At 46.6% G+C, this 14,227-nt stretch carries 12 protein-coding genes; 10 read left to right on the top strand and 2 right to left on the bottom strand.

Going from position 1 to position 14,227, the window contains the following annotated elements; genetic code table 11:
• Positions 1-70: 70 nt before the first annotated feature.
• From CA600_RS25665 to pyk, 6 genes are all read left to right on the top strand, one after another.
• Complete coding sequence (locus CA600_RS25665; protein WP_094874008.1) at positions 71-3,709, top strand: DNA polymerase III subunit alpha; 3,639 nt, start codon at positions 71-73, stop codon at positions 3,707-3,709.
• 74 nt (positions 3,710-3,783) lie between these two features.
• Complete coding sequence (locus CA600_RS25670) at positions 3,784-4,284, top strand: phosphatidylglycerophosphatase A family protein (RefSeq protein ID WP_042186505.1); 501 nt, start codon at positions 3,784-3,786, stop codon at positions 4,282-4,284.
• A 146-nt stretch (positions 4,285-4,430) separates the two neighbouring features.
• Positions 4,431-4,619, top strand: a complete 189-nt coding sequence (locus CA600_RS25675) for a hypothetical protein (RefSeq protein WP_042125966.1) — start codon at positions 4,431-4,433, stop codon at positions 4,617-4,619.
• A gap of 72 nt (positions 4,620-4,691) precedes the next feature.
• Positions 4,692-5,585, top strand: a complete 894-nt coding sequence (gene accD / locus CA600_RS25680; RefSeq protein WP_094874010.1) for an acetyl-CoA carboxylase, carboxyltransferase subunit beta — start codon at positions 4,692-4,694, stop codon at positions 5,583-5,585.
• 1 nt (position 5,586) lies between these two features.
• Positions 5,587-6,588, top strand: coding sequence for an acetyl-CoA carboxylase carboxyltransferase subunit alpha (locus CA600_RS25685; protein WP_094874012.1), 1,002 nt, complete (start codon positions 5,587-5,589; stop codon positions 6,586-6,588).
• 331 nt (positions 6,589-6,919) lie between these two features.
• A complete protein-coding gene (gene pyk / locus CA600_RS25690; protein ID WP_094874013.1) occupies positions 6,920-8,338 on the top strand; it encodes a pyruvate kinase in 1,419 nt (472 codons plus the stop codon).
• Between the two features lie 212 nt (positions 8,339-8,550).
• Here the strand turns inward: pyk and CA600_RS25695 are convergent, their stop codons facing one another.
• Positions 8,551-9,246, bottom strand: a complete 696-nt coding sequence (locus CA600_RS25695) for a G1 family glutamic endopeptidase (protein ID WP_256990014.1) — start codon at positions 9,244-9,246, stop codon at positions 8,551-8,553.
• Positions 9,247-9,356: 110 nt separating this feature from the next.
• Between CA600_RS25695 and CA600_RS25700 the strand changes: the two genes are divergently transcribed.
• The 3 genes from CA600_RS25700 to CA600_RS25710 are packed head-to-tail and all read left to right on the top strand — an operon-like array spanning position 9,357 to position 11,499.
• A complete protein-coding gene (locus CA600_RS25700) occupies positions 9,357-10,538 on the top strand; it encodes an MFS transporter (RefSeq protein WP_094874014.1) in 1,182 nt (393 codons plus the stop codon).
• Between the two features lie 38 nt (positions 10,539-10,576).
• Entirely contained in the window at positions 10,577-11,104 is a 528-nt protein-coding gene (locus CA600_RS25705) for an acyl-CoA thioesterase (RefSeq protein WP_094874015.1), read from the top strand.
• Positions 11,101-11,499 (top strand): FxsA family protein, encoded by a 399-nt coding sequence (locus CA600_RS25710; protein ID WP_042186523.1) that lies wholly within the window; start codon positions 11,101-11,103, stop codon positions 11,497-11,499. Before CA600_RS25705 ends, CA600_RS25710 begins: the two co-directional genes overlap by 4 nt.
• 92 nt (positions 11,500-11,591) lie before the next feature.
• On the opposite strand, the gene ytvI is transcribed toward CA600_RS25710, so the two are convergent.
• A complete protein-coding gene (gene ytvI / locus CA600_RS25715; protein ID WP_094874016.1) occupies positions 11,592-12,707 on the bottom strand; it encodes a sporulation integral membrane protein YtvI in 1,116 nt (371 codons plus the stop codon).
• 395 nt (positions 12,708-13,102) lie between these two features.
• Between ytvI and CA600_RS25720 the strand changes: the two genes are divergently transcribed.
• A complete protein-coding gene (locus tag CA600_RS25720; RefSeq protein WP_094874017.1) occupies positions 13,103-14,215 on the top strand; it encodes a citrate/2-methylcitrate synthase in 1,113 nt (370 codons plus the stop codon).
• The last annotated feature ends 12 nt before the right edge of the window (positions 14,216-14,227 follow it).

A 14,227-nucleotide genomic window follows, 5' to 3' on the forward strand; every position in this document is an offset into this window, starting at 1 on the left:
TCGTGATCAAAAGCGGACTTTTTGAACAACTATTTATGTTTGATTTTTGTAGTAGAAAGGAAGTGGGATGATGAGCCCTTTCGTGCATTTGCATGTGCACAGCGAATACAGTTTACTGGACGGGGCGGCGCGCATTACCGATCTCGTGCGCCGGGCCGGCGAATACGGCATGAAGTCGCTGGCGCTTACGGATCATGGAGTGATGTATGGGGCGATCCCCTTTTATAAAGCGTGTAAAGAGAATGGAATCAAGCCGATTATCGGCTGTGAAGCTTATTTAACCGCGGGCTCTCGCCGTGAGCGAGGCAGTCGTAAAGATCAACCGATTTATCACCTGATTCTGCTCGTCAAGAATGAAACCGGCTACAAGAACCTGATGAAGCTGATTTCTATCGGCCATCTGGAAGGTCATCATTATAAACCTCGTATTGATATGGAGGTTCTGGCCGCTCATTCGGAGGGGATCATATGCCTCAGTGCATGTCTAGGCGGCGAAGTACCGCAGCATCTGTTGCATGGAAGAGATGACGAGGCGCGAAAGGCTGCGCTGCGATATAAGGAGATTTTTGGCGAAGACTTCTACCTGGAGCTTCAAGATCACGGAATTTCCGAGCAAAAGCGAGTAAATCCGAAGCTGATCGCACTTGCCAAGGCCTGTGAGATCCCACTTGTAGCTACGAATGACGTTCATTATTTAGCCAAGGAAGATGCTGAGGTACAGGATGTTCTGATCTGTATTGGAACAGGTAAAACGGTGGATGATGAGGAACGGCTCAAGATCGGAACAGATCAGCTGTTTCTAAAAAGTAGTGATCAAATGGCGGAATTGTTTCCGCATGTGCCTGAAGCTATCAGCAATACGCTGGTAATCGCAGAAAAATGTAATTTGGAGCTTACCTTTGGCCAGCATATTCTGCCTGCCTATTCACCAATTCCAGAAGGTAAGGACTCCGCTGCTTATTTGCGGGAGTTGTGCTTTAAAGGGCTTGAAGAACGGTATATAGACACACCGCTTTGGGCATCGCCTGAACAAAGGGAGACCGCTGAAAAGCGTCTTGCCTATGAGCTTGGCGTTATCGAGAGTATGGGTTTTAGCGATTATTTTCTAATTGTGTGGGATTTTATCGCTTATTGTCATCGCCAGGGGATTGCTACTGGGCCGGGCCGGGGTTCTTCGGCGGGGAGTCTTACCGCTTACTCCCTACGAATCACGGATGTAGATCCGCTTAAGTATAACTTGCTCTTTGAACGTTTCTTAAATCCAGAGCGGATCACGATGCCGGATATTGATATCGATTTTAGTGATGAGCGTCGTGATGAGGTTATCGCTTATGTGGTGGAGAAATACGGCAAAGAACATGTGGCGCAGATCATTACGTTCGGAACCATGGCTGCACGGGCTGCGGTTCGTGATGTGGGCAGGGTGCTGAATTTACCTTATAACGAGGTAGACAAAGCTGCGAAGCTCATCCCAGGACAACTAGGAATCAGCCTTGCAAGAGCGCTGGAGACTACTCCAGACCTTAAAGCGCTGTATGACAGTAATCCTAAGATCAAAGGCTTGCTGGATATGGCAATGAAAGTGGAAGGTATGCCTCGTCATGCTTCGACACATGCTGCCGGGGTTGTTATTTCCAAAGGTCCTCTAACTGATGCTGTGCCCCTTCAAGAGGGCAATGAAAGTACAGCGTTAACTCAATACTCTATGGAGCATTTGGAGAGTGTTGGGCTGCTGAAAATGGATTTTCTGGGACTGCGCACCTTGTCTATTATTGAGCGCTGTATGAATTCGATTAAAGAAATGAGTGGCAGTGTTCCAGATTTTAAAATCATACCAGATCATGATCCGCTCACGTATGAAATGCTAGGTGCTGGTGAAACGACTGGGGTCTTTCAGTTGGAGTCGGCGGGTGTAAGACGTGTGCTTAAGGATTTGAAGCCAAATGGCTTTGAAGATATCGTATCCGTTCTAGCGCTATATCGTCCGGGTCCGATGGAGTTTATCCCGAAATTTATAGCAGGTAAGCACGGTCAAATCGAAGTAGAGTATCCGCATCCTGATTTGAAATCTATATTAGCGGATACCTATGGAATTATTGTGTATCAGGAACAGATCATGCAGATTGCTTCGCTTATGGCTGGATTCTCCCTTGGGGAAGCGGATTTGCTCCGCCGAGCAGTCTCTAAGAAGAAGCGCGAGACGCTGGATAAGGAACGCAGCCATTTTGTACAGGGGAGCTTGCAGCAAGGCTATAACGAAACGGATGCCAATGCCGTCTATGATATGATCGTAAGGTTTGCCGATTACGGCTTCCCCCGAGCGCATGCGGCGGCATATGGCGTGCTGGCTTTTCAGACGGCTTATCTTAAGGCGCATTATCCGGTGCAGTTTATGGCATCTATGCTGACCGCTGTGATGGGTACTCACCGTAAGGTGGCAGAATATGTACTGGATTGCCGCCGCACGGGCATCGGCGTGTTGCCGCCGGATGTGAACGAGAGCGGCGTACTGTTTACCCCTGTTCCAGGAGAGGAAACGGGAACAGGGCATATCCGCTTTGGGCTCGCAGCGATTAAGAACGTCGGCACGCTAGCAGTGGAGAATATTATGTCGGTCCGCAAGGAGCGGCCATTCGACAGCCTGCTCGATTTCTGTCGACGTGTGGATCTGCGGGTCTGCAACAAGCGGGTAGTGGAGTCTTTGCTGCAGGCAGGAGCTTTTGACTGTCTGCCAGGTCATAGGGCCCAGCTGCTGGCTATGTTGGACGAGACCGTTGACGCTGCACTGAAATGGCGCAAAGAGCGAGATGAGCTGCAAATTCAGCTGTTCGACGATTTGGTGGAGACGCCGAACTGGGAAATTCGGTATCCGGATATCCCTAAGTTCACTGTAGGACAGCAGCTGGAGATGGAACGTGAACTACTGGGGCTGTATCTATCAGGTCATCCTCTCGATGATAGCGCTGAGCTGCTGGAGGAGCCGGGCATACAGCGGCTAATGGATCTTGGTGAAGCCGCAGATGAGAGTCAGACGGTTACGGCCGGCATGGTTGTTTCCGTTAAGGAAATTACGACGAAGCAAGGAAAATCGATGGCTTTCATCGAATGGGAAGATCAGATCGAGCGCTGCGAAGTCGTGCTCTTCCCCGAGGTGTGGAAGCGAAGCCGCAGCTTGATTGCCAAGGGCGCGCTGCTGGCCTTGCGCGCCAAGGTGCAGCAGGAGGACGAAGGCTTCAAGCTGCTGGCCGAGGAAGTGGCGCTGCTATCCGCGGAGACTCTCCGCGCCCTGCTGCAGCGCCGTAGTACCGCCGCATCCCGCTCGTATAGCGCGGGACGCTCGGCCTCAGCAGGAGCACCGCCACGCGGCGCAGCTCCTGCTTCGCGGGCCAGCGGGGCTGCTACTGGCCCCGCTGGCAGACCTGCAGGCGGCGCAGCTGCGCCTGCAACACCTGCACCGGCCGCTGCGCCAGCGCCGGGCTCAGGCCAGCGTGTCTTTATCAAGATCACGCCGGCCGCCGAGAATGCTGCGCAGCTGTCGCATCTGAAGGAGCTGCTGCAGAATCATCCAGGCCCAGTCGCGACGATTCTGTTCTACGAACGGGATCAGAAGCTCCTGGCCCTTAGCGATAACTATCGGATTAAGCCTTCAGAAGAGCTAATCGCAGCTATCGAGTCTATGCTCGGGACAGGTACTGTAAGAATAAAATAAGAACAATTCCACCCTTTTCCGCATACATTAGGAAACCACAGGGCGAATCCCTGGGCGGAAAGGGGAATCACATCATGTCCTATCAAATGGCAGTTGATCTGTTGGAACGTAGAGGCGTATCACTTTCTTCCATTGCTGAAATCGTATATATTTTACAATCGGTCTATTACCCCGGTTTATCCAAGGAAGAATGCCTTTCCAGTGTAAAATCTGTATTGGGAAAAAGAGAAGTGCAGTACACGTTAATGACGGGGATCGCACTTGATGAACTGGCCGAGAAGAGACTGCTTCCGCAGCCGCTTCAGGCAGTAATGGAAGCGGATGAATCACTTTATGGAGCGGACGAGACTCTAGCCCTTGGCATCACAGGGGTATATGGGATGATCGGACTTACAGGATTTGGGTACTTGGACAAAATAAAGCTTGGAATCATTGGTGAATTGAACGATGATAAGGGGAGGATTCACGTGTTCCTGGATGACTTAGTAGCGGGTATCGCTGCAGCTGCTTCTGCTAGAATCGCTCATCGGCAGGAAGGGGCAAAAGTATATCCTCTGGTCACGGACACGGAATAAATGACCCGATTCATTTCGATTGAACGAGTTCCTCAGTCTTGCTTCCTTTGCCCTACGCCTGTTGCGGGAAAAAAGAAAACTGTGTTATCATAATTCCATTATACGGGATACGGCTGGGAATTAAGATTGGGGAGGCCTTGCAAGGCATGTGGACGGTAATATATATCGCGCCGACCGCCAAAGTGGCGGATATGATTAAGAGTAAGCTGACTGAAGAAGGTTTTTTAGTAAAATGCCGTCCAATCAATATGTCCAAGCAGCAGTTTGAGATATTGGTTCCTTCGGGTGAACTGGAGGAAGTACAGGAAGTCCTTAATCTTATTCTGCATCCCTGAATTTCTATCAAGAGAAAAGTCATGACAGCGGCAAGCTGCATAACGCAAATAAACGGCTGAAGAGGTGCGGGTGTGTTCAAAGATTTATTTCAGAAGAAACGGAAGTACGCGACTATTCCTTCAGAACGTCTGGAGCGAAGCGGCGTGCCTGCAGAAGGCGAACGCCCCAAACGGGAAATTCCAGAAGGATTAATGAGTAAATGTAATAAATGCGGAACGATCCAGTATAGCAAGGAATTGGAAAAGAATCTTAAAGTATGTCCTACTTGTGGTCATCATTTGCGCTTGAACGCCGTTGAGCGTATTGCTATGACGTTAGACCCAGAGGGCTTTATCGAGTTTGATAGTGAAATGTATTCTATAGATCCGCTGAAATTCCCGGGTTATGCCTCTAAACTGGAGCAACAGCAACTGAAATCGGGACAAACTGATGCCGTGATTACGGGGCAGGGATCTATTGGCGGACATCCAGTGATTGCAGCTGTGATGAATTTCGAATTTTTCTCCGGCAGTATGGGATCTGTAGTCGGTGAGAAGATTACCCGGGCGATTGAAGAAGCCACGGAGAAGCAGCTTCCACTCCTTATTTTCTCTACTTCTGGTGGAGCAAGAATGCAGGAGAGTATTCTAAGTCTTATGCAAATGGCGAAGACAAGTGCAGCGCTTGCTCGTTTCAACGAAGTGGGCGGCCTTTATATTTCTATAATTACGGATCCGACAACTGGCGGAGTCTCTGCGAGTTTTGCCAGTCTGGGCGATATTATTATTGCTGAGCCTGGGGCGGTATTCGGTTTCGCAGGACGTATAGTCATTGAACAGACGATTCGCCAGAAGCTTCCGGATGATTTCCAGACGGCTGAATTTAATCTGCAGCATGGCTTGATTGATATGGTTGTGCATCGTAAAGAAATGCGCGCCACACTGACCAAAATTTTGGAATTGCATGATGTGAAAGGGGGATTTTAGGTTGGCAGGAGAGTTGCCTTTTGAAATGCCTCTGGTTGAAATGCGCAAGAAAATTGCCGAGCTAAAGCAGTTCGGCGAAGAGAAGAGTATTGATTTTACGGATGAGGTAGCAAGACTGGAAGAACGGTACCGTGTGCTTGAGGAGGAAGTTTATTCTAATATCTCCCCTTCCCAAAAAATGCATCTAGCCAGACATCAGGGACGTCCGACTTCTCTTGATCTTATGGGGCAGATCTTCACAGATTTTATTGAGCTTCACGGGGATCGAATGTTTGGGGATGATCTTGCTATTGTAGGCGGTATCGCCAAGCTTAACGGCGTCCCGGTTACGGTCATTGGCCAGCAGCGCGGTAAGGATACGAAAGAGAATATTTTACGCTTTTTCGGCAGTGCACACCCTGAGGGCTTCCGTAAGTCACTGCGTTTGATGCAGCAAGCGGACAAGTTCAATCGTCCCATTATAACCTTCGTGGATACGAAAGGTGCATATCCAGGCAATACAGCTGAGGAAAGAGGACAATCTGAAGCAATTGCCCGTAATTTACGCGAGATGTCTCAGTTTGGTGTCCCTGTAATCTGTGTGGTTATTGGTGAAGGCGGAAGTGGTGGCGCACTAGCACTTGCAGTTGGTAATAGAGTGCTTATGCTGGAGCATGCCATTTATTCGGTGATATCCCCTAACGGTGCGGCATCGATTCTATGGAAGGATGCTTCGAAGGCTGATCAAGCTGCGGAGGCCATGAAGATAACGGCATCTGATCTGCTTGAAATGGAAGTCATTGAAGAGATTGTTCCTGAGCCAAAAGGCGGCGCTCATCGTGACTACGAAGCTACGGCAGCTGCGATTAAGGATGCGTTATGGCGTCACTTGCAGGAGCTAATTCCTCTGGATAGAGCGGAATTGAAAGAAGATCGTTATCGTAAATTCCGTAAAATAGGTGAGTTTGCTGAAGTCCAGCAGGAGCAGATTTTCCTTGAAGAAGAAGTGGAAACTGAAGTGTAAAAAGAGTGTTTCCATTTGCACTTTAAGACATATAACCATACTTAGTGGACCATATTCAATTTCGTGTAAATTATAGATTTTATTGGAATTAAAATAATCTCGACGTAATTTCGGGATTATTTTAATTTTTTTTGTGCATACAGATAATTCGAGCTCAAATTACTCTAAAAGAGCCTACAACATTGATTTTGTGTCTAAGTTGCAGTAATATTCATAAGGGCGTAGTTAAAGGCACATGTGACAAAGTTCCTATTTAATTAGTTAGCCTTGTAGTAGATTTTGTAGTTGGAAAAAGTGAGACAGAGAGAACGAAAAAACGGAGGAAAACCTAATGCGGAAAAGTAAAATTGTATGTACGATCGGACCTGCGAGTGAATCGTTGGAGAATATCAAAAAATTGATTTTGGCTGGTATGAATGTGGCCCGTTTGAATTTCTCCCACGGCGATTTTGAAGAGCATGGTGCTCGGATTAAAACGATCCGTCAAGCATCTAAGGAACTGAACAAAACTGTAGCTATCCTGCTCGATACAAAAGGACCGGAGATTCGCACAGGCAAGTTGGAAGTAGAACCGATTGAACTAGTTCAGGACGAGTACCTGACACTAACTACGGAAGAAATCCTTGGCACCCAAGAACGTATTTCCATCACGTACAGCGAGCTTCCTAATGATGTTCAAGTAGGCTCCACCATCCTTATTGATGACGGTCTGATTGGTTTGACAGTTGTCGACATTCAAGGAACTGAAATCAAGACCCGTATTGTAAACGGTGGTACGATCAAGAGCAAGAAGGGCGTTAACGTACCAGGAGTAAACATCTCCTTGCCGGGTATTACGGAAAAAGACACCAACGATATTCTTTTTGGTATCGAACAGGACATCGATTTTATCGCCGCTTCCTTCGTTCGCAAAGCTAGCGACGTTCAGGAAATTCGTGAGCTGCTTTCGAAAAACAACGCTTCTCACATTCAAATCATTTCCAAAATCGAAAACCAACAAGGTGTTGACAACCTTGATGAAATTTTAGAAGCTTCCGATGGCCTGATGGTTGCTCGTGGTGACCTTGGTGTTGAAATTCCAGCTGAAGATGTACCTTTGGCTCAAAAATTGATGATTCAAAAATGTAACGTTGCTGGCAAACCAGTAATCACAGCTACACAAATGCTGGATTCGATGCAACGTAACCCACGTCCTACTCGTGCTGAAGCAAGTGACGTAGCAAACGCTATTTTCGACGGAACAGATGCAATCATGCTTTCCGGAGAAACTGCTGCTGGTAAATATCCAGTAGAATCCGTTCTTACAATGTCCCGTATTGCTGAGAAAGCGGAGTCCGCTTTGGATCATCATGAAATTTTCTCGAAACAACAAACTGCACAAGAAACAACAGTTACAGAAGCTATTAGCCAATCCGTTGCTATTTCCGCTTTGGATTTGAACGCTAAGGCTATTCTTTCTTCGACTGTTACAGGTCATACTGCACGCGTTGTTTCCAAGTACCGTCCTAAAGCACCAATCATTGCTGTTACAACACAAGAAAGAACTATGCGTCAATTGTCCCTCGTTTGGGGCGTAACGCCAGTATTCGGTAAAGTAGCTACTTCCACAGATGAATTGCTTGAAACAGCAATCCAAGGTGGTAAGGATTCCGGTCTGGTTCAAGCTGGCGACCTAGTTGTGATTACTGCAGGAATTCCACTTGGACGTTCCGGTTCCACTAACTTGGTAAAAGTAAGCACAATCGAGTAGTACTCGACAGTGCTTTGCCTGATTCATAGTTTTTACTTAGCTAAGCCAAAACGCGGTTGGCGTCCCTAAAGGACGGTAAGCGTTTATGTGAGAAATATAAGGATAATGTATAGTGTGAAACTTATATTTCTTTAAATAAAAGAGCTGTCTCAGATGTAGTGAAAATCTACAAATGAGGCAGCTCTTTTTTTGTACTTAATCCATTTATGCTGTTAGTATATACGTTTGACGCTAAAAGAGTCCCCTCGAGGGCTTGGACTGGAAGGAACCGCAACGGTGGTGTTATTCTGGACCATGATCCCTCCATTTGAAAGAGTTAACCTAGGTCGTTTTCCATTGATTCGGCAGCAGTTGAAATAGGTAGTACCAACGCGGGCCAGCTTTGCGATGGAACCATCGACCTCGGGAGCCTCCATAATCCATTCGCCGGAGGTCTGTGGACCAGTATATCGCTGAAGCGTTCGGAAGGTCCAATTTCGGCTTAAATTCCGGAGTGAGATAGACCACTTCGTATGGCTTATTTTTGTGATAGTACCTTTCATATGATCTCCAGGGTATACTGGAAAAGGGATTACGGTCTCAGCGTCAGGTAGTATTTCCCACCAGGCGTAATAACGGGCATTCCCATTTACGAATTCATGACCTGTTCCCGTCTGGATAAGGCTGCTGTTCTTGAAGCCGTCGATGCCAATCCATGCGGAAGAATAGGTAGATTTGTGGGTTGGTTTTATATATGGGACGATCCATTCACCAGAAATGCGATTGAATGCCCCTTTTCTACCAGTAACAGTGTAACCACTCCAATTCTTAGAAGACCAGCCAAAGGCAGAGCTTTGTTTATTGCTCGCATTAGATTTGTCTGTTAGACAAGGATGATTTACCATGAGAGAATTATATTTTGTGCTCAACTTGTCCACCGCCTTTTATAGTACTGCTATATTAAATGCGATGATTACATATGAAGTACGGGTGTTCTGTTAAAATATAAAAATATAAAGCTGGAGGACTCATAGTACAAATGGAAAAATTATCGAAGCTGCGCGGCTTTTATCTGTTTTTAGGATTGGCCGGCGGTTCATTTGGCTCTTATCTTTCGCTGCTGCTGGTCCATAATGGACTTAATAGTGGACAGATAGGTATACTAATGGCAACAGGCACACTAGTTGCAATCACCATTCAGCCGATGTGGGGGATTATCTCTGATCGGTATAATCAGACGCGTTTAGTACTAATCCTAAGTGTGGCGGTTCCAGCTTTATTAGCTGTCTTTTACCGTTCCGAATATTTTATAGTGCTGCTAATGGTCTATACCGCTTCAACGATCTTCTCCTCTACACAGGCTCCTATAGCTGATTCTTACGCGATCTCGGCGGCGAATAGAGCTGGAGCCACTTACGGTAGCATCCGGCTTATGATGAGCATTGGAGCGGCTCTGGGAGCTTATGCAGGAGGGGTATACGTTTCTACCTTCTCTGTATCCACGATATGGCTGCCTTTTCTCTTTTTTAATCTGATTGCAGTCCTTATTGCGTTTACATTGCCGAAGCAGGCGGAAGAGAATCATATGATGAGGCAATCGTTTACTCAGGGGGTAAGACAACTGCTGGGGAATCGGGTTTTCCTTGCGTTTTTGGGTGGGAGCTTTCTTGTGAACCAGACGATGGCTGCTTTTGGTACATACTTTGTAATCGCTTTTCAATCGGTTGGTGGGTCTACGCGTTATGCAGGGATTGCGCTCTTTCTCGCATCGGTGACGAATGTGCCTTCCATGCTGTTTGCTTCTAAGGTGATTAAGGGGTTGGGTCGGGAGCGGACCTTGCTCCTTGGGGCTCTTATTTATGTTTTGCGGTGGGGTATTCAGGTTGCTTTTCCTTATCCATCTGTAATGATCGGAGTGCAAGTGCTGCATGGTCTTTCATTTGGGTTCTTTTATATTGCTGCAGTCGAATATGTATCTCAGATCACGTCTAACGAGATGCAGGCCACTGGCCAAAGTGTATTTAATATGGTGTTTGCAGGTTTTTCTGGCATTGTCGGTAATTTACTGAATGGATTCTTGCTCAATCAAGGCGGTGTAGAAGTAATGAATCTGTCTTGTATGTTGAGCTCTATCGCAGGAGCAATGCTGCTGTTCTATGTTGCCAGAAGCTCTCGGCGCAAATTATCGACGACGCTATCTTCAGGCGGGGTCCAGGCTTAAACGCTCCCCTGCTGCTATGCTGAAAGGAGTATTAATAGATGGAATTAGAAAGAGCTGGATTGCCCAGCCGATGGTATAAGTCGACCCTGCGTGTTCGCTATCAGGAAAGTGATCAGATGGGTGTCGTATATCATGCGAATTATTTGAACTGGTTTGAGTCTGGTCGTACGGAGATGTTTCGTCAGGTTGGTTTTACTTATTGCGAACTTGAGAAACAAGGCGTCTTACTTCCTGTCACCTCAGCAGATTTGCAATTTAAAAGTCCGGCACGATATGATGATCTTATCTCCGTGTATGCGCGAATGACTACCTTCTCAGCGTTGCGAGTCGTATTTGAGTATCAAGTGCGGAGGCTCTCGGAAGAAGAAGGTAGAAATTCAGAAGGTTTATTGGCTACTCTAGGGGAGTTGCGGTCGATGGATCCACCTGGGGAACTGCTGGTTACCGGCACGACAAGTCATGTTTGGGTGAACCAGGAATGGAGGCCTGCTAGGCTGGATAGAGCCCTTCCAGAGCTCTTTCACGCAATAAAAGAGGCGCTGCGGGAAGAAGGGGGTTCAGTATGATTAGAAGCAAATGGTTATGGGCTGGACTATTTATTATTCCTGCTGTGGAATTATTCGGTTTTATCTACGTAGCAGATCAACTTGGAGCATTTAAAACGTTGCTGCTTATGCTGACCACTTCAGTAATCGGTCTACTAATGATGCGATTTGAAGGTAAAAAAGTGCTGCAGGACAGCAGAACACATATGCAGGAGGGCCGCGTTCCTGGACGGACGATGCTGGATGGTTTATGTATTTTTTTCGGAGGATTGCTACTGATATTGCCAGGGTTCGTAACCGATATTGTCGGTTTTACGCTAGTATTTCCATTGACCCGGCCTTTGTACCGTATATTTTTGCTGAAGTGGATTGAGAAGAAGATGAAGAATGGCACCTTCACCTTTTACCGTCGTTAGTAATCTTTTTTACAACAATAAACAGAGCGGACCCCTGTCATTGCTGAAGGGCCCGCTCTGTTTGCTATTTTACGAATCGATGCTTTCGGTTCCTATCTTAATCTGCCGCTAACAATGTAGCTGTGTAAAGCTCGGAATACGCCAGCTCGGTTAAAGGCAACAAGGACTACAAGGATAACGGGTCCGATGATCAGCCCTAGCATACCGAACAACTGCAGACCGGCGAACATGCCAATCAACATGGCAAGGGGATCAAGTCCAATGCTGCTAGCGAGCACTTTCGGCTCAAGTACCTGCCGGGTAATAAGAATAACAGCGTAGAGTATGGATAGTCCTATCCCTAGCGCTAGATTGTCCGTCATATAAGAATATAGCGCCCAAGGCAGCATCACAATTCCCACACCGAGATAAGGCAGTAGATCCACAAAGCCAATCATTAAGCCGATAGCGAATGCAGACTTCACACCCAGCAGCAGCAGCCCGATGACTACAATGATCGCTGTGATGGAGATCAGGATTACCTGGGCGCGAAGATAACCGAAGAGCGCTCTGCGTAAATCTTTCCAGATACCTGACACAGGCTTTAGGAATGCTGTCGGCAGCCAGCCTGTAAGTTTATCATTATGACGCTCCCAACTCGTACTAATGAAAAAGGCAGCGAGGACAACCACTATAAGAATCGTACCCATACTAGGAAGTGCGGAGATCAGTTTCAATATTATATTAAAGAATCCCGTGACCACTTGCGTGACTGCGTAACCTACAGTTTCCGTTGTTCTGCTGATATTGCTGTCAATCGTAGCATGATAGTCAGGATTGTCTTGGTAAAATTGATTAATCTGGTTGATGATATTCTGAATGCTTGCATTCTGGCTTAAGGACATCAGAAGTTCCTTCCATTGGTCGGTGTGGAGATTAAAGGTTTGCAGCAAGACGATTAATTCTTTTACGAGTCTTGTAATCATTGCGGTTAAGACTAGTGTGATTCCGCCTATGTAAAATAGGAGCGCGAGTGATACCGCAAGCCAGCTTGGTAATTTAAAGCCTTTAAGAATAAGCACTAATGGATGCATGATATATGCGAGCAGCCAAGCAAGCAACAAGGGGTATAACAGCGGAAGTAATAAATAGATTGCGAGCAGGAGGATGGAAGTTGCCAGAACGACCCACAGGCCGCGCAGCAGTCTTTTTAATACCAAACGATCCATACCGAGACCACACCTTCTTCATTCCTGCACAGACAGGGGAATAAGAGCTCGTCTTCATATATATTCATAGGATCGATTTAAAGACTAGAATGCGGGATAAATATTAGATTGGGCCGGCAACTATAAACTGAAATGGAATCATTGAATCAGGGGGTTAGAAGTTTTTTTCTATCTCTCTGATAAAATCATTTGATGCGCTGCAAAGCTTCCACATTGTTCACATAACCGACAAAATCCAGTATGATAAATAAAGATAAAAAGTAAGTTGGTCATACAGCATTCCTGACGGAGATGTTCTTACACGCACTTATTAGATTTTTTAATGCTTTTAATTGGAAATGTTTTCATGGAACTAAGATTGTTTTTATACCTTGTTGGCAAAGGAGAGATATGCTATGACAGCTACCAAAGGCTTGGAAGGTATCGTTGCAACAACTTCATCCATTAGCTCCATTGTGGATGGTGTACTCACTTACCGCGGTTATGATATTGATGAACTTGCAGATCATGCTACCTTCGAAGAAACAGCTTATTTGTTATGGTTCGGCAGTCTGCCGACGGTGCCAGAGCTGGAAGCGCTCAAGCGGGATCTTAGTGCCTTCGCACAGATTCCTGAACAGGTAATCGAGCAAATGAAGCTCTATCCAAAAGACGCCAACACCATGGCAGCATTGCGGTCGGCTGTATCAAGCCTTGCTCTCTATGATGAAGCGGCGGACGATATGAGCAGAGAAGCGAACGAGATTAAGGCGGTAAAACTGCAGGCACAACTCCCGACAATTGTGGCGGCACTGTCGCGTATTCGCAAAGGGCTCGAACCAGTGGCTCCGAAAGAAGGCGTTTCTATTGCTGAGAACTTCCTGTATATGCTGTGGGGAAAAGATCCGGACAGCGTATCTGTCAAAGCACTTGATACCGCACTTGTTCTTCATGCGGACCATGAGCTGAATGCTTCAACTTTTGCTGGCCGGGTTACAGTTGCGACATTATCCGATATTTATTCTGGGGTTACCTCCGCTATTGGTGCGCTCAAAGGCCCGCTTCACGGTGGGGCAAATGAAGCTGTTATGAAGATGCTAGAAGAGATCGGAAGTTTGGAAGCGGTTGAACCGTTTATCCGTAAGAAACTGGATAACCGTGAGAAGATCATGGGCTTCGGTCATCGTGTGTATAAGAATGGTGATCCACGTGCAAAGCATTTGATGAAAATGTCGCTGGAGCTTGGCACGATGAAAAATGACACCACCCTGTACGACATGTCCGTAAATATTGAACAATTGATTACCGGGCAAAAGGGATTAAGACCTAATGTTGATTTCTATTCGGCTTCTGTCTATACACAGCTTGGCATAGATCGTGAACTGTTCACTCCTATTTTTGCAATTAGCCGGACTTCAGGTTGGACTGCACATATTCTGGAGCAATATACTGATAACCGCATTATTCGTCCACGTGCAGAATACACGGGTATGGTCGAACAGAAATACGTTCCAGTAGATGAAAGATAGGAGAGCAGCCTT

It is taken from the genome of Paenibacillus sp. VTT E-133280, assembly GCF_002264385.1.
In the GTDB taxonomy this organism is placed as follows: Bacteria; Bacillota; Bacilli; order Paenibacillales; family Paenibacillaceae; genus Paenibacillus_AQ; species Paenibacillus_AQ nitricinens.